General features: G+C 59.7%; 9 protein-coding genes, 2 tRNA genes, 3 rRNA genes and 1 pseudogene. 5 read left to right on the top strand and 10 right to left on the bottom strand.

Features of this window, described 5'->3' with window-relative positions:
• The 8 genes from H1204_RS11190 to H1204_RS11225 all read right to left on the bottom strand — a co-directional run bounded on the left by H1204_RS11190 (position 1) and on the right by H1204_RS11225 (position 9415).
• Complete coding sequence (locus H1204_RS11190) at positions 1-1470, bottom strand: DNA polymerase Y family protein (protein WP_243468478.1); 1470 nt, start codon at positions 1468-1470, stop codon at positions 1-3.
• Entirely contained in the window at positions 1400-2107 is a 708-nt protein-coding gene (imuA, locus tag H1204_RS11195; RefSeq protein ID WP_007590380.1) for a translesion DNA synthesis-associated protein ImuA, read from the bottom strand. Before imuA ends, H1204_RS11190 begins: the two co-directional genes overlap by 71 nt.
• 467 nt (positions 2108-2574) lie before the next feature.
• A 5S ribosomal RNA gene (gene rrf / locus H1204_RS11200) occupies positions 2575-2688 on the bottom strand.
• A 158-nt stretch (positions 2689-2846) separates the two neighbouring features.
• Positions 2847-5724: ribosomal RNA gene (locus H1204_RS11205) — 23S ribosomal RNA — on the bottom strand.
• A 308-nt stretch (positions 5725-6032) separates the two neighbouring features.
• Positions 6033-6108 (bottom strand) — tRNA-Ala (locus H1204_RS11210).
• A 51-nt stretch (positions 6109-6159) separates the two neighbouring features.
• Positions 6160-6236 (bottom strand) — tRNA-Ile (locus tag H1204_RS11215).
• Between the two features lie 65 nt (positions 6237-6301).
• Positions 6302-7832: ribosomal RNA gene (locus tag H1204_RS11220) — 16S ribosomal RNA — on the bottom strand.
• Together the 16S, 23S and 5S rRNA genes with 2 tRNA genes alongside form the textbook arrangement of a ribosomal RNA operon.
• Before the next feature lie 458 nt (positions 7833-8290).
• Positions 8291-9415, bottom strand: a complete 1125-nt coding sequence (locus H1204_RS11225) for an AI-2E family transporter (RefSeq protein WP_180728364.1) — start codon at positions 9413-9415, stop codon at positions 8291-8293.
• A 260-nt stretch (positions 9416-9675) separates the two neighbouring features.
• On the opposite strand from H1204_RS11225, the gene H1204_RS11230 reads away from it, so the two are divergent.
• The 4 genes and pseudogenes from H1204_RS11230 to H1204_RS11245 all read left to right on the top strand — a co-directional run bounded on the left by H1204_RS11230 (position 9676) and on the right by H1204_RS11245 (position 13634).
• On the top strand, positions 9676-10890 hold the full coding sequence (locus tag H1204_RS11230; RefSeq protein ID WP_180728365.1) for a DUF2863 family protein: 1215 nt from the start codon (positions 9676-9678) through the stop codon (positions 10888-10890).
• Positions 10891-11088: 198 nt separating this feature from the next.
• Positions 11089-11969 (top strand): annotated as a pseudogene (locus H1204_RS11235) (response regulator transcription factor).
• A 109-nt stretch (positions 11970-12078) separates the two neighbouring features.
• On the top strand, positions 12079-12753 hold the full coding sequence (locus H1204_RS11240) for an energy-coupling factor ABC transporter permease (RefSeq protein ID WP_180728366.1): 675 nt from the start codon (positions 12079-12081) through the stop codon (positions 12751-12753).
• A 200-nt stretch (positions 12754-12953) separates the two neighbouring features.
• A complete protein-coding gene (locus H1204_RS11245; protein ID WP_180728367.1) occupies positions 12954-13634 on the top strand; it encodes a hypothetical protein in 681 nt (226 codons plus the stop codon).
• A gap of 123 nt (positions 13635-13757) precedes the next feature.
• Here H1204_RS11245 and H1204_RS11250 read toward each other — a convergent pair whose 3' ends face one another.
• Entirely contained in the window at positions 13758-14924 is a 1167-nt protein-coding gene (locus H1204_RS11250) for a carboxypeptidase family protein (RefSeq protein WP_180728368.1), read from the bottom strand.
• Positions 14925-14953: 29 nt separating this feature from the next.
• Positions 14954-15736, bottom strand: coding sequence for a peroxide stress protein YaaA (gene yaaA / locus H1204_RS11255; RefSeq protein WP_180728369.1), 783 nt, complete (start codon positions 15734-15736; stop codon positions 14954-14956).
• 57 nt (positions 15737-15793) lie between these two features.
• Here yaaA and H1204_RS11260 point away from each other — a divergent pair, with 57 nt between their 5' ends.
• A complete protein-coding gene (locus tag H1204_RS11260; RefSeq protein WP_180728370.1) occupies positions 15794-16312 on the top strand; it encodes a putative toxin-antitoxin system toxin component, PIN family in 519 nt (172 codons plus the stop codon).
• Positions 16313-16354 lie beyond the last annotated feature (42 nt).

The raw sequence follows: 16354 nt of genomic DNA on the forward strand, positions 1-16354 counted from the left end.
TCATCCGAACAGGCCGTGCAGGAACCAGCGCGGCTCCTCTTCGACATCGCGGCTGCTGACGCGCTCGTAATAAACCCAATAGCAGCTACGGTCTTCGCCTTGCATCACGAAATAGTCACGCGTGACGAGCGCGCCGTCGAACCAGCCCGCTTCGATCCGCTCACCCGGCGATACCATCTTCAACGGTGAGCCATAAAACGGCCGATGCTGGCGCATGAGCAGACGCACGGGCGTCGCCAGCATCCATGTCGGACGCGGCAAGCCTTTGGGCAACTGCATTTTCTTTTCCACATGGTTGATCGACACCCAGCGGTTCGCGACTTCAGGCCGGTAATCGGCCGTCGGCGCGGGACGCAGCACGTTCTCGTCGCCGTTACGCGCGATCAGCAGTTCGATCAGCCGCGCGTGATCCGCAGGTGAGCCGCCCGGCTGCGGGAAAAGTTGATCGGTGGCGGGCGCGGCAGCGTCGACCCTCGATGCATCGAGCCCCAACACGATGGCGGGCGCCTCTAGCGTGAGGCGATGCAACCGCTCCTTCACGAGGCGCAGCAGATGATCTTCGCGCCACGCGGCCTCGCCCAAGGCGATATCGATCGACGTCGGTGCCATGGCTTCGCGGCCGCGCTCATGCTCGAACGACAGCGTGATCGCCGTCACGGCCAGTTGCTTCGCGCATAGCCAGCCGCACAACTGCACGATCAGCCGATGCGCGGCAAACACTGCACCGTCCGCATGCTCCAGACGATCGGGCAATTCGAGGCGCGCGCTGAACGTGGGCGGCAGTTCGAGCCAGTCGAACAGTTCCGGCGCGGTGCCGAACGCGCGGTCGAGTGAATCCAGCAGATGCTCGCCACAGCGTCGCTGCAGGCCGGCGCGCGGCAAACGGCGGACGTCTGCAATCGATTCGCAGCCAAGACCGCTGAACCAGTCGGCAAACGGACGGATTTCCGGCACGGCAAGCATCGGCAGCGGCTCGAGCACGCGTTCGAGCGAGGCGAGTTGCAGCACGCGCCGGTTGCCGTGTTTCGCCAGCAGCCATGCGCCCTGCCCGGTCGGCGCGGCGCTGATGCGCGCCGTCAGACCGAGCGCGCCGAGAATCGCCTTCGCCTGACGGCACAACGCCAACAGGCCGCCGAAAAGCCGCAAGCTCCCGCCGACTTCGACGAGCACCGTCGCTTCGTCGAGCAGCGCGACATCGGGCGAAAACTTCATCAGCGCGATGCCCACTTCGCGTTGCGTGGCGTTCTCGCGTGCGATGTCGCGCTCGTACAGCATCGTTTCCGGCGACAGCGTCAACACGCCACCGCGCTTCATCCCGAGCCGCACGCCCGCTGCGCGGGCCGCGCTGTCGGCGATCGCGACCTTGTCTTTCTCCAGCACCACGCTGCCGTGCCCGGGCTCAGGCAACCACCTCGGTCGAAAGACTTCGAGCGGCAACTTCGGCAAGTGGACGGCGAGAAAGACGCGCATGACGGGAAAACAGAACGGGGGTGGGTTGAAGAGGAATCGACAGAGGCTCTGCGCGTGTTGGGCCTCGTCGTTTCACGATGTCGACCATCAGACCGTCGGCCGAAGGTCGTAACGCCAGCCGCAATAAAGCCGGCGATGAATCCTGAGCCGAGGCGAGCGGCCGGACCATGATGAAGAGCGTCTCGGAAGACTGCGCGGCCAGATGCAGACGACGCAGCGATGACGCCTGCGCATGCTGCGCCCACAAGATGAGCGCGCCGCAGGTGCCGGCGCGCAGAATCTGCTCGGCGGACCAGAAGGCGTCGGAGCTTTTGGGTGCTTTGACCTGCAGCAGCCTGTCGAGCGAGAGCCCGATGTAATCGAGGCCCAGACCGTCTGGAATATGCGGCGGCTGTACCAGCGCGATGGGACGATCGCCCAGTGAACTCAATGCAGGCCGCAGCAGGCGCATCTCACCGACACCCGGCACCTGAACCAGCAAGTCGACCAGCGCACCGATGGGCCAGCCTCCGCCGGGCAACTCGGTAGACAGCGCGGGATAGCCGGTATCAAGCGTGCGCCGCCCGCCGCGTGCGAGCTGCGAGGCTCGCCATAGCGATGGGTGAATCTCTTCGGCACGCGTGGCTGCGGATGACATCGGCGTAGGAACATACCTGTATATATGTACAGTATCCTACACGGAAATTGGCACGGGAATGACGCCCTTTTTGGGAAGGGTTCGGGGTTTCTTAAGACTTAAGAGGCTGGTTTGGTGGTAGTTAAGACGTTTCGTCAGATGTTTTGTCGGTTTGGTTTTAGCGCAGATTGACAGAACGACGATGCTGATCAATATGATCAAAGGAGAAAAATGGAAGGGATTTGATGTGCTGGGCATAGATCGTCAATCAAATGCCCATGCGGTCAGAGGTGCACTGGTGCGAAGCTACGCGAATGAGACGCCTGCGTCAGCGCATGCTTGGCAAGAGGGAACTGAGGGGATATCGCGCGAGGTCGGCCATTGCGGCCCGGCCACCGCTGTCGTGGTGTCTCGGCACGACGTTAAAAACGTGCGCTACAAACGCCAAGACCCCGCTTTTGAGGGCGGGGTCTTGGTTTGTATAAGGAGCCTGACGATTACCTACTTTCACACGGGCAATCCGCACTATCATCGGCGTGGAGTCGTTTCACGGTCCTGTTCGGGATGGGAAGGGGTGGTACCGACTCGCTATGGTCATCAGGCATGACGGGTTGCTGCGTCGCACGGGTTTTAGTGAACCTGGCGCCACAGCCAATCTGGAAGAAGCGTAAAGAGGGGATGGGTTGTGTTGTTTCAGGCACAACACTGATCTCAACCTGTGCGTCCTGCTCACCCTCTCGGGGTAAGACACACCTGTTATAGGATCAAGCCTTACGGGCAATTAGTATCAGTTAGCTTAACGCATTACTGCGCTTCCACACCTGACCTATCAACGTCCTGGTCTTGAACGACCCTTCAAGGGGCTCGAAGCCCCGGGGATATCTCATCTCAAGGCGAGTTTCCCGCTTAGATGCTTTCAGCGGTTATCTCTTCCGAACATAGCTACCCGGCGATGCCACTGGCGTGACAACCGGTACACCAGAGGTTCGTCCACTCCGGTCCTCTCGTACTAGGAGCAGCCCCCTTCAAATATCCAGCGCCCACGGCAGATAGGGACCAAACTGTCTCACGACGTTTTAAACCCAGCTCACGTACCTCTTTAAATGGCGAACAGCCATACCCTTGGGACCGGCTACAGCCCCAGGATGAGATGAGCCGACATCGAGGTGCCAAACACCGCCGTCGATATGAACTCTTGGGCGGTATCAGCCTGTTATCCCCAGAGTACCTTTTATCCGTTGAGCGATGGCCCTTCCATACAGAACCACCGGATCACTATGACCTGCTTTCGCACCTGCTCGACTTGTCGGTCTCGCAGTTAAGCACGCTTATGCCATTGCACTATCAGCACGATTTCCGACCGTACCTAGCGTACCTTCGTACTCCTCCGTTACACTTTGGGAGGAGACCGCCCCAGTCAAACTGCCCACCATGCACTGTCCCCGACCCGGATCACGGGCCAAGGTTAGAACCTCAAACAAACCAGGGTGGTATTTCAAGGACGGCTCCACGCAAACTGGCGTTCACGCTTCATAGCCTCCCACCTATCCTACACAGATCGGTTCAAAGTCCAATGCAAAGCTACAGTAAAGGTTCATGGGGTCTTTCCGTCTAGCCGCGGGGAGATTGCATCATCACAAACACTTCAACTTCGCTGAGTCTCGGGAGGAGACAGTGTGGCCATCGTTACGCCATTCGTGCAGGTCGGAACTTACCCGACAAGGAATTTCGCTACCTTAGGACCGTTATAGTTACGGCCGCCGTTTACCGGGACTTCAATCAAGAGCTTGCACCCCATCATTTAATCTTCCGGCACCGGGCAGGCGTCACACCCTATACGTCCACTTTCGTGTTTGCAGAGTGCTGTGTTTTTATTAAACAGTCGCAGCCACCAGTTTATTGCAACCCCTTCACCCTCACCCCGCAGGGGCTCAAGCTACAGGGGCGTACCTTATCCCGAAGTTACGGTACCAATTTGCCGAGTTCCTTCTCCCGAGTTCTCTCAAGCGCCTTAGAATACTCATCTCGCCCACCTGTGTCGGTTTGCGGTACGGTCAATGTGAAACTGAAGCTTAGAGGCTTTTCCTGGAACCCCTTCCGATTGCTTCGCCCCCTAGAGAGCTCGCGCCACGCCCTTGAATTCCGTGCCCGGATTTGCCAGAGCACCTTCTCCAACGCAGCGACCGGGACTTCCAACACCCGGACAACCTTCCGCGATCCGTCCCCCCATCGCATTTCACACTGGTGCAGGAATATTGACCTGCTTCCCATCAGCTACGCATTTCTGCCTCGCCTTAGGGGCCGACTCACCCTACGCCGATGAACGTTGCGTAGGAAACCTTGGGCTTACGGCGAGGGGGCCTTTCACCCCCTTTATCGCTACTCATGTCAGCATTCGCACTTCCGATACCTCCAGCACGCTTTTCAACGCACCTTCGCAGGCTTACGGAACGCTCTCCTACCATGCGTGCAAGCACGCATCCGCAGCTTCGGTATATGACTTAGCCCCGTTACATCTTCCGCGCAGGACGACTCGATCAGTGAGCTATTACGCTTTCTTTAAAGGGTGGCTGCTTCTAAGCCAACCTCCTGACTGTTTTAGCCTTCCCACTTCGTTTCCCACTTAGTCATATTTGGGGACCTTAGCTGGCGGTCTGGGTTGTTTCCCTCTTGACACCGGACGTTAGCACCCGATGTCTGTCTCCCGTGATTGCACTCTTCGGTATTCGGAGTTTGCTATGGCGAAGTAATCCGCAATGGACCCTTCAACCATGACAGTGCTCTACCCCGAAGGTGATACACGAGGCACTACCTAAATAGTTTTCGGAGAGAACCAGCTATTTCCAGGTTTGTTTAGCCTTTCACCCCTATCCACAGCTCATCCCCTAACTTTTCAACGTTAGTGGGTTCGGACCTCCAGTACGTGTTACCGCACCTTCATCCTGGCCATGGATAGATCACCTGGTTTCGGGTCTACACCCAGCGACTGAATCGCCCTGTTCGGACTCGCTTTCGCTACGCCTGCCCTAATCGGTTAAGCTCGCCACTGAATGTAAGTCGCTGACCCATTATACAAAAGGTACGCCGTCACCCCTTGCGAGGCTCCGACTGTTTGTATGCATGCGGTTTCAGGATCTGTTTCACTCCCCTCCCGGGGTTCTTTTCGCCTTTCCCTCACGGTACTGGTTCACTATCGGTCGATCACGAGTATTTAGCCTTGGAGGATGGTCCCCCATCTTCAGACAGGATTTCACGTGTCCCGCCCTACTTGTCGTACACCTAGTTCTTCCTCGCTGTTTTCGCCTACGGGGCTATCACCCACTATGGCCGCACTTTCCAGAGCGTTTGGCTAACAACGAAGATAAAGAGTACAGGCTGGTCCCATTTCGCTCGCCACTACTTTGGGAATCTCGGTTGATTTCTGTTCCTGCGGTTACTTAGATGTTTCAGTTCACCGCGTTCGCTTCGCATGGCCTATGTATTCAGCCATGGATGACCCATACGGGCCGGGTTTCCCCATTCGGATATCGGTGGATCAAAGCTCGTTTGCCAGCTCCCCACCGCTTTTCGCAGGCTACCGCGTCCTTCATCGCCTGTGATCGCCAAGGCATCCACCACATGCACTTGTTCGCTTGACCCTATAACGGGTGTGTCTCGCAGTAATTGCTCACTGGATAACAACCGCTACAGGTTGAGTATTCGCGTTGTGCCGTATTCCAGGTTCGTCTTTCGATGAACTCAAAAAATACATTGATACAATCACAACCCTGATTCACCTACTCACGCGCCCATCTCTAAGCACGCTTTCGTGAATCTCTTTACTACTTCTTCCTGATTGTTAAAGAACGACAGCCGATATAAAGCGCTATGCCTTACATCATTCGCTGACTGGCTCAATCGCCAATGCATAGCACTCGGTTCACACTGAACGCTAGGCATTGGGAATTGGTGGAGGATGACGGGATCGAACCGACGACCCCCTGCTTGCAAAGCAGGTGCTCTCCCAGCTGAGCTAATCCCCCAGTCACACAGTACACAGGGGGGTTTGCGAACAGCCACCGCAGACAAGACGCTGGTGGGTCTGGATGGATTCGAACCATCGACCCCCGCCTTATCAAGACGGTGCTCTAACCGACTGAGCTACAGACCCCTGAGCCTGTCTTCAATTAACAGCCGACAAGTGTGAGCGCTCAACTTCTAAGCGCGAAGCTCTGGAAAGGAGGTGATCCAGCCGCACCTTCCGATACGGCTACCTTGTTACGACTTCACCCCAGTCATGAATCCTACCGTGGTGACCGTCCTCCTTGCGGTTAGACTAGCCACTTCTGGTAAAACCCACTCCCATGGTGTGACGGGCGGTGTGTACAAGACCCGGGAACGTATTCACCGCGGCATGCTGATCCGCGATTACTAGCGATTCCAGCTTCACGCAGTCGAGTTGCAGACTGCGATCCGGACTACGATCGGTTTTCTGGGATTGGCTCCACCTCGCGGCTTGGCAACCCTCTGTTCCGACCATTGTATGACGTGTGAAGCCCTACCCATAAGGGCCATGAGGACTTGACGTCATCCCCACCTTCCTCCGGTTTGTCACCGGCAGTCTCCCTAGAGTGCTCTTGCGTAGCAACTAGGGACAAGGGTTGCGCTCGTTGCGGGACTTAACCCAACATCTCACGACACGAGCTGACGACAGCCATGCAGCACCTGTGTTACGGCTCCCTTTCGGGCACTCCCACCTCTCAGCAGGATTCCGTACATGTCAAGGGTAGGTAAGGTTTTTCGCGTTGCATCGAATTAATCCACATCATCCACCGCTTGTGCGGGTCCCCGTCAATTCCTTTGAGTTTTAATCTTGCGACCGTACTCCCCAGGCGGTCAACTTCACGCGTTAGCTTCGTTACCAAGTCAATGAAGACCCGACAACTAGTTGACATCGTTTAGGGCGTGGACTACCAGGGTATCTAATCCTGTTTGCTCCCCACGCTTTCGTGCATGAGCGTCAGTATTGGCCCAGGGGGCTGCCTTCGCCATCGGTATTCCTCCACATCTCTACGCATTTCACTGCTACACGTGGAATTCTACCCCCCTCTGCCATACTCTAGCCCGCCAGTCACCAATGCAGTTCCCAGGTTAAGCCCGGGGATTTCACATCGGTCTTAGCGAACCGCCTGCGCACGCTTTACGCCCAGTAATTCCGATTAACGCTTGCACCCTACGTATTACCGCGGCTGCTGGCACGTAGTTAGCCGGTGCTTATTCTTCCGGTACCGTCATCCCGCCTCTGTATTAGAGAAGCGGTTTTCTTTCCGGACAAAAGTGCTTTACAACCCGAAGGCCTTCTTCACACACGCGGCATTGCTGGATCAGGGTTGCCCCCATTGTCCAAAATTCCCCACTGCTGCCTCCCGTAGGAGTCTGGGCCGTGTCTCAGTCCCAGTGTGGCTGGTCGTCCTCTCAGACCAGCTACAGATCGTCGCCTTGGTAGGCCTTTACCCCACCAACTAGCTAATCTGCCATCGGCCGCCCCTTGAGCGCGAGGTCCGAAGATCCCCCGCTTTCCTCCACAGAGCGTATGCGGTATTAATCCGGCTTTCGCCGGGCTATCCCCCACTCCAGGACACGTTCCGATGTATTACTCACCCGTTCGCCACTCGCCACCAGGATTGCTCCCGTGCTGCCGTTCGACTTGCATGTGTAAGGCATGCCGCCAGCGTTCAATCTGAGCCAGGATCAAACTCTTCAGTTCAAACCTGTTACTGTTTTTCGGGCTCTTTCGAACCCGGTCGCTCACTCAAAATCACTGACGAAAGTTTCGATTTCTCGAACCTTCCTCAATTACTTCCGTGTGAGACTCGATTACTTTCGCTATCAGTGACCCGAAGATCACCGCGCGCTCGCCATCGAGCACCCACACTTATCGGCTGTTGATTGTTAAAGAACATCCGCGGGAAGCGCCTTGCTTTCACCGCGTTGCTGCGTCAGCAGCAGAGAAACGAGATTATGAAGAACCTTTTTCGTTTCGTCAACCGGTTTTTTTAGCATCGCCTGAAAAACCCTGCTGACTTCACGACCGCGCCGTTTCTGCCGCGGCCCCGTTGCGTCGCATCCAACTGCCTGCCGCTCAACGAGGACGCGAATCTTAGGCCATCCCGCGCCCCGTGACAAGGGTGTGACCCAAAGTTTTTTTGAAAGCGGGTAGAACAGTCATTCCTCCCGTGCCTTCTCTACTCGCGGCACAGGATCTGCCGGTTTTCCGCCCGCCTTCGCGGCCAGCTCGCGGGCATCGGGCGAACCGATCGTCCAGTCGTGCAGCACCGTATAAGCCACAGCGAGAAGCGTCGGCCCAATGAACACGCCGAGGAAGCCAAACGCGAACGCACCGCCAAGAATGCCGAGCATCACGAGGATCAGCGGCATGTCGCTGCTCTTGCCGATCAGGATAGGCTTGACGACGTTATCGGACATGCCCACCACTACCACGCCCCACACCACGAGAAAGATCGCCCATCCCGTTGCGCCGCCGTGATACAGCCAGATTGCGGCGGGCAGCCACACCACGACAGGGCCGCCGGGAATCACTGATAGAAAGAACGTCGCGAGCCCAAGCAACGCCGGCGTCGGCACGCCCGCGATCCAGCAGCCAAAGCCAGCCAATACGCCCTGCACCAGCGCCGTCCCGAGGATGCCGTACACCACGCCCTTCACCGTGCTGCCCGCCAACGCCAGCAGATAGTCGGCGCGCTCGCCGGCGATACGCCGCATGCCCGCATTGAGCCATGCCGCCGCGCCCTCGCCACCCGTATAAAAGAAGAACGTAAGAATGATGCTGAGTGCGAGCAATCCCAGCCCATGTGTGACGGCAAGCGCCGCCGCGAGAACCCACTTGCCCGCCGGCGCGGCCAGCACGCGCAGTTGCGCAACCATTTCGGAATTGCTGCTGGTCACACGCTCCCAGAAGGATTCGATGCTCGAACCGACGAGCGGAATCCGCGCGACCCAATCGGGCAGATCGGGCAGACCCGAATCCGTCAGCCTTTGCACGAACGCAGTGATGTCCTTGGTATGCGCGCCCAGTGCGAATCCCGCGTACACGAACGGGCCCAGCACGACGACCAGAATGATGAGCACGATCAGCGTCGCCGCCCACTTGCGCCGCCCGCCCAGAGTCTGCGACAGCTTGCAGTACAAGCCCCACGAGCTATAGCTGAGAATCGCGCCCCACAGCAGCGCGGTCGTGAACGGCGCCAGCACCAGCAGCGAGCCGCCGACCAGCAGCAGCAACGCGAACACGGCAGCCAGCCGCTCGATCAGTTGGTCCGACTTCACCATGCACCACCCCCGACACGATCCCACGCTGATCTGAACGAACGCCAAACAGACACCGAAACGTCTGCAGAACGAGTATAGGAAAGCTCAGGCGAAAGCCGCGAACGCAACAAAAGACACAGGCGGACAGCCACCACGAGCCAACCCCTCACAAACTGACAGGCCCACATTGCGGGCGATTCGCTGCCAGCAGTGCGTGTCGATAATATGTCGACGAAGAAACGACTAGAATATATGGTTCTCTGCACACAACCTCCGGATTTATGCGCTCGCGAATCGCCAAACGTCTCCCTCCCGATGCCGACAAGCTGGTCGGTCTGTCGCTCGCGCTCTTCGCGTCGGGCAGCCGCACCGAAGATCGCTTCTGGGAATCCAAGCTCGACGCACTGCTCGCGAAAATAGTCCGCAACGGCAACCAGACGACGCTCGACGCCGCGCTCGACCATTTGCAGCAGAATCATCCGGACGCTTACGGCGCCCTTGCCGACATGGCCGAAACGCATAGCGAGTCGCTGATCGTCGAGCACGATGGTGTCCAGTACGAAGCGTTGCTGATCGCCGCGCCCGTGCTGGCCTGGACGCGCTACGCCATTCCGTCGGGCACGCTCAAAGGCGACGCGGCCGACGCACTGCGCGCCCATCTGCAGGCGCACGTGCTGGCAGCCGACACGCGCGTCGCGATGGCGCCCTTTATGTATAGCATCGACCAGTTGCCGCGTCACCACGTCGAAACCTGGCGGCTCGCGCAGCAGCTGGCGCAGGCGGCCGTCGGTGGCGGCAACGCGAAAATCAACTTTGGCGAACTGCCGGAAACGTCGCCCATTCTGGCCGATCCGCGTTTCGTGCTGGCCGTCGTCGCAGCGCCCGTCGGCGCGCCCGTGTTCCGCTGGCAGGAAGAAGAAGGCGGCTCGCGCATCGAGCGCGGCCAATGCCTCGAGCAATGGGCAACGCAAGGCGGCGCCAATCTGGCCGTCGTGCTGCCCGGCTGCGAGTTCGAATGCCTGTTGCCGGACGCCTACTATTCGGCCTGCCGCGACGCCGACGAGCGCGTGCGCCCGCACACCGTTCGCACCGCAGTGCGCTATCTGTTCGACACGATCGGCACGACGCCCGACGAACTGCGCGCCGTCGTCGCAGGCTTCGGCGAGCGCCGCATCGACGAATACCGGATCGGCTTCACGCGCCGTGGCAGCAACGACGTGATCTATGGCGTCGTGTGGCCTCTGTACGGCCGCGAGAACGGCGACCCGGGTATCGACGAAGAACCGCAAGAGGCGATGTCGGCCGAAGGTCCGCTGGAAGACATCGTCGCATTGCTGAAAGAAACGGGCATCACCGATATCCGCCGTCACGCTGGCCGCTTCGAGCCGGAATATTGTGACGACTGCGGCGTCCCACTTTATGCGGATCCGCTCGGCGAGATCGTTCACGCCGAAATGCCGGAAGATGCCGAGCCCGCTCAGCCACATTTCCACTGATCACTTCAGAGTTTTCTCTGCATCGAATCAAGCCCCGCTGCGTGCGGGGCTTTTTTCATGGCACTCGTCCTATGCCACCTGGACAGGCCGCCACGCGACTGGGAATTTGTCATCATCGACACGATGGTGCATCGCTGCGCGACGACAAAATCGTTGCGTGCATCGCGCCACCACGACCGATCGACCAGGAGGCAATGCATGCGATTTTCAGTTTTCAACTCGGACGCCGAACGCAGGGAAGGACTCAAGACACTCTTACGGCAAATCGACCGGCAGGCACGGTTCGGCGAAGCACAGGACTGGCCGCAGGTCGAGCGCACGCTGCGCCGCCTGCAACCGGATCTGCTGCTGATCGACTGGGAGGACTGGATGTCGCCCTCGACGCCCGCACGTTGCTCGCCAACCATCCTGGCCTGCCCGTCGCCGTGCTGGTCGACGACATCTCGCCCGCCCATGTGCGCGCGTTCGTCGAGAAAGGCGTACTCGGCGTGATTCCACGCTCCACCGATCCACGCGTGATCGTGCGCGCGCTGGAAATGGTTCTGCTGGGCGTCCACTACATCCCTGCGGGCGCACTTTCGTTCGACGCACCTACGCCATCCGCCAAGCTGGTGCGTCCACTGAACGACGCGCGCCCGCTCGAACTGGTTGCGCCGCCAAAACGGCCGCGCCTGGGCGGCGGCCTTTCGCCGCGGCAAGAACAAATCATGCGCTGCGTGCACATGGGTAATACGAATAAAATGATTGCTCGCGCGTTAGGCATCAGCGAGGGCACCGTGAAAATCCATCTGGCGACGATCTTCCAGCAACTGGGCGCACCGAACCGCGCCGCCGCCGTTGCGATCTACAACGGCTGGCTCACCGCGCAACTCGAAGTGCTGCGCAGCGGACACAATCGCATCCAGCGGCCCGCCCGCGTGACCTCCAATGTCGCGCCACTGCGCCAGCGCAAGCCGCGAACTTTCCGCTATCCGTTGCCTGCCAACGACACCACCGGCGCACTGCCGATGGCCGCCGAAGCGACGACGCCCTACGACACACGGCGCAAGCGCCCGGAACGCGACGACGGCGCGATGTAAAGATGCAAAGGATGTAAAGGTCGAAAGGAATCCACTGTGAATAGACATAAATCATCGCTGGCATGGAATCCGCTCACACGTTTTGCTGTTCAACGAGTAATATGAAGACATGGGTTTCCTCTACACACCGCTTCCGTTGTGGGTCGCTGTCGGTGGCTGGATCGCCGCTGTGGCTTTGCTCGCGCTCGCGCTCTGGAAGAACCCGTTCAAGCGCTTGCAGGAACCCGTGCTCCAGCATGTGTGGCTCGCCATCATCGTCGCCGTATCGGTGCTGTGGGCGACCAACGCGTGGCTCGAAGATGGCACGGTGATTCACCTGCTCGGTGCAACGCTCGTCGTCACGCTATTCGACTGGGGGCTTGCGCTCATCGCGATGGCCATCGTGACAGGGCTTGCCGCCGTCGTCTTCGACGCGCCCTGGCAAGGCATCGCACTCACCTTCCTCGTGTTCGGCGCCGTGCCCGTCGGCGTATCGGCGCTCCTGCAACGTGCATGCGTCGCGTGGCTGCCGCGCAATCTGTTCATGTTCATCTTCGGCCTGGGCTTCGTGTCGCCCGCCATCGCGGTCACGGTGGCATCGGCCGTTGCGTTGGCAACGCATATCGCGCTCGCCGACGGCTCGATGTCCGTGATCCCGGTCGGCTATGTATTTAGCGTGTTCCTGCTTGCGTCGGGTGAATCGTGGTTCACAGGTATGTCGACTGCATTGATCGCAGTCTATCGTCCCGCGTGGGTCACGACTTATGACGTGCGCCGCTACCGCCTCGGTGGCCCGCGCACCTGATCTCTCTCAACTGCACTGCAACGACATCGAGATGAATGCGCCCGTGCGGCGCGTTCACTCATGCATGCAACATCCGCCTATCTATCGCTCGTTGAGCCAGAGCACCACGACACGACAAAATATTTGTGCCAGGATTGAACTCCTTCCTGCAGACGGGCATCTTATGTGCCTGACGTCTTCACAGCATTGATCATAGATAGATGGATCGCACCAACGCACCGCGCCGATTGCCGCGGTTGGTCGGCCGGTTGGCGGTGTCGGTTGCGAGCGCGTCGCTCGCATGCTCGCTGCCTGCCTTCGCCGATCAACTCGGGCAGCACAACGACCTCGTCAGCAAATTCATCAATGATATGCACGCCGATCCGCTCGTTGCGGATTGCGCCGCGCATGGCGACTTCGTCGCGAGCACATCGACGGCTTTCGATCACGTCGAGTTTCCACCCAGCTCATTCGATAGCGCGCACGCAGCCGTCACGCCCTGGAACGATTCATTCGACGAAGGCAAGCAGAAGGTCAAGGTCGACAGTGTCGTGACCGTCGAAGGCCTGGGCGTTCCGCAAAGCGGCGGCGATCCGGCGCAACTCAAGTTCCGCTGCGGCTACGTCGGCGCGCAGATGCTCGCGTTCAGCTGGAACGACCCCGTGCCGCCGTTGCGCGCGCGAAGCACGGTGTCGTCGGGCTCGAACACGGCGAAGGGCAAGCACGCCGTCAGCGGCAAGGGTTCAAAGAAGAACTCAGGCAAGTCGAAAGGCACGACGAACAAGTCGGGCAACAAGAAGTCGAACAAATCGTCAGGCAAGGCCGTGACGACCAAGAGCAGCGCCGCGAAGACGAACGCTAAAACGAGCGCGAAAAAATCGACGGCGAAGAAGACACATTGACGTCGCGCCCACGCCTGATCTGAACATCGGATCAGACAAACCGCGCGATCAAAAAAGCGAGGCCACGCATCACGCGTGGCCTCGCTTTTTTTACATACCTTTGCTATTCGTCGATACAGCGCGTCAGGCAAACGTCTCCATATGCCAGAGAATCGCCTGCAGCATCGACGCACCGAGCGACGCGCTGCGCTCGCCGTTCCAACCCACGCGCTCATCGGGCAAATTGGCGTTGTCCTTGAACGGCATCTCCAGCGTCAGCGACAGGCAGCCGAACTCGTTGCCGATGTACTTCGATGCGAGCTTGAGCGCATCCTGCCGATACTTGCTCGCTTCATAACCGTACTTGTCCTGGAAATCGGGACTCGCGCGCTTGAAATTCTCGATGAACGCCGTCTGCTCCTGGCGTTGGCGCTCGGTGAAGCTCGGCAGCATCTCCGAGCCCGCAACGAACACATACGGCAGCGCTTCGTCGCCGTGAATGTCGAAGAACAGATCGCAGCCCGTCGCATGAATTGCGTCACGCACGAGCAGCACTTCGGGGCTGCGCGCGGCGTCCGGTTCCATCCATTCGCGATTCAGGTTCGCGCCGGCCGCATTCGTGCGCAGATTGCCGTGCACACTGCCGTCCGGGTTCATGTTCGGCACGATGTAGAAGTCGGCGTAATCGAACAGCTTGCGCGCGACGGGGTCTCCCGACCAGTCACCCCAACCCGCGAGCCGCTTCACCAGACCTTCGACGAACCACTCGGCCATCGCCTCGCCCGGATGCTGGCGCGCGATGATCCAGATGATCTTCTTCGGCTTCAGCGTGCCGTCTTCGAGCAAGGTCGGTGCGCCGAGCGTGAGCAGCGACATCGGCCGGCCTTCAACCGTCTTGCCCAGTTCCGTCAGCGCCGCATGCGGCATCTGTTGAACCGCGCCGAGAAATTCCGAGTGACGCTCCTCGCCATACGGCTCGAAGTAGGCGTAGTAGATGCGGTCGAAATCGGGCGTGTGGTCGATGGTCAGCACGCGGCCGTCGTACGAGGTCGGCACACGAAACCAGTTCACGCGGTCATAGCTCGCGCACGCCTGATAGTTGCGCCAGCCGTCGGCGAACGCGCAGTCGGCGGCGTTCTCGAACGTCATCACGCAGCGCTCGCCGCGCGCGCCCGAGAGCCGGAAATAGAACCACTGCGCAAAGTCGGCGTGGCTGTCCGGACGCACGCGCAAGCGGATGTTGTCGGCCTGCGCGCAGGACAGGACTTCGATCGCGCCTGCGTCGAAATTGCTGGTAATGGATAGCGTCATGATGGTGTTCCTGCTGGTTCGGCGCGGCGTCAGTCCGCGATGCGCCGGCGAAAGACGTAGGTGGAATCGTTCGAAGCATTGGCGTCGAATGCGTAGCCTTCGGCGTCGAAGCCCTTGAGTTGTTCCGGCGTTTCGAAGCGATTCTCCACCAGATAGCGCGCCATCAGGCCGCGCGCGCGTTTCGCGTGAAAACTGATGATCTTGTATCGCCCGCCCTTCCAGTCCTCGAACACGGGCGTGATGACGGGCGCGGCGAGCTTCTTCGGCTTGACCGACTTGAAATATTCCGTCGATGCGCAGTTGATCAGCACGCGCGAGCCTTCCTGCTTCTTTTCCAGTTGCCGGTTGAGCGCCTGCGTGATGCGCTCGCCCCAGAACGCGTACAGATCCTTGCCGCGCCGGTTTTCGAAGCGCGTGCCCATTTCGAGCCGATATGGCTGCAGCAGATCGAGCGGACGCAACAGGCCGTAGAGGCCCGACAGCACGCGCACGTGCTGCTGCGCATAGTCGAGATCGGATGCGGAGAGCGATTTCGCGTCGAAGCCTTCGTACACGTCGCCGTTGAACGCGAGCACGGCTTGCTTCGCATTGGACGTGTCGAATTTCGGCGACCAGTCGGCGTAACGCTGGAAATTCAGATGCGCGAGCTGATCGGAAATGTCCATCAGCGACGCGATGTCTTGCGGCGAAAGGCGGCGCAGATCGCCGATCAGTTCGGCGGCGTCATCGACGAAATCGGGGATCGTGTGCTTCTTGACGTGCGGCGGGGTGTCGTAGTCGAGCGATTTGGCCGGCGACAGAACGATTATCATAGAGGCTTTCAGGCACGCCGTGCCTGGCGGTCAAAGACGAAAGCCAGATTGTAACGAATGCCCGAAACCCCTGCCTTGCCTGAACAGAACGCGCCTGCCGCAAGAAACGCGGCGGCGCCCGCCGTCGTGCTCGATTCGAACGTGTGGATCGACATTCTCGTGTTCGACGATCCGCACACGCGCCCCATTCTCGCCGCGCTCGAAAGCGGCGCGCTGCGCGCGCTGATCGACGCGCGCTGCCTCGCCGAACTGACGTACGTGCTCGACTATCCGCAGTTCGTCAAGCGCGCCATCGACAAAGCCGCCGCGCTCGCGACGCTCGCGCGGCTGTGCACACTTGTCGAGCCGCCCGCGCCCGCCGAGAATGCACCCCCGCTGCCCAAATGCAAGGACCGCGACGATCAGAAGTTTCTCGAACTCGCCTATGCGATGCGGGCGGACTGGCTGGTTTCGAAAGATCGCGCGGTGCTGAAGCTCGCGAAGCGGATCGCGCGCGATTTCGGTTTCCGGATCGCGCAGCCCGCGCCGTTCGTCGCCGAATGTGCGCCGACGGCCGAAGCGCCCGTCGAGGCCTGACGCGCGCCCGCGCAGTTCGCAGAACGGGACGCGACGCGCTAC

Origin of the sequence: Paraburkholderia sp. PGU19 (assembly GCF_013426915.1) — a bacterium.
Lineage (GTDB): Bacteria > Pseudomonadota > Gammaproteobacteria > Burkholderiales > Burkholderiaceae > Paraburkholderia.

Excerpts from the sequence above, each read along its gene's own strand:
- H1204_RS11190 (WP_243468478.1), bottom strand. The coding sequence starts at position 1,470 with ATGCGCGTCTTTCTCGCCGTCCACTTGCCGAAGTTGCCGCTCGAAGTC.
- imuA (WP_007590380.1), bottom strand. The coding sequence starts at position 2,107 with ATGTCATCCGCAGCCACGCGTGCCGAAGAGATTCACCCATCGCTATGG.
- H1204_RS11225 (WP_180728364.1), bottom strand. The coding sequence starts at position 9,415 with ATGGTGAAGTCGGACCAACTGATCGAGCGGCTGGCTGCCGTGTTCGCG.
- H1204_RS11230 (WP_180728365.1), top strand. The coding sequence starts at position 9,676 with ATGCGCTCGCGAATCGCCAAACGTCTCCCTCCCGATGCCGACAAGCTG.
- H1204_RS11240 (WP_180728366.1), top strand. The coding sequence starts at position 12,079 with ATGGGTTTCCTCTACACACCGCTTCCGTTGTGGGTCGCTGTCGGTGGC.
- H1204_RS11245 (WP_180728367.1), top strand. The coding sequence starts at position 12,954 with ATGGATCGCACCAACGCACCGCGCCGATTGCCGCGGTTGGTCGGCCGG.
- H1204_RS11250 (WP_180728368.1), bottom strand. The coding sequence starts at position 14,924 with ATGACGCTATCCATTACCAGCAATTTCGACGCAGGCGCGATCGAAGTC.
- yaaA (WP_180728369.1), bottom strand. The coding sequence starts at position 15,736 with ATGATAATCGTTCTGTCGCCGGCCAAATCGCTCGACTACGACACCCCG.
- H1204_RS11260 (WP_180728370.1), top strand. The coding sequence starts at position 15,794 with ATGCCCGAAACCCCTGCCTTGCCTGAACAGAACGCGCCTGCCGCAAGA.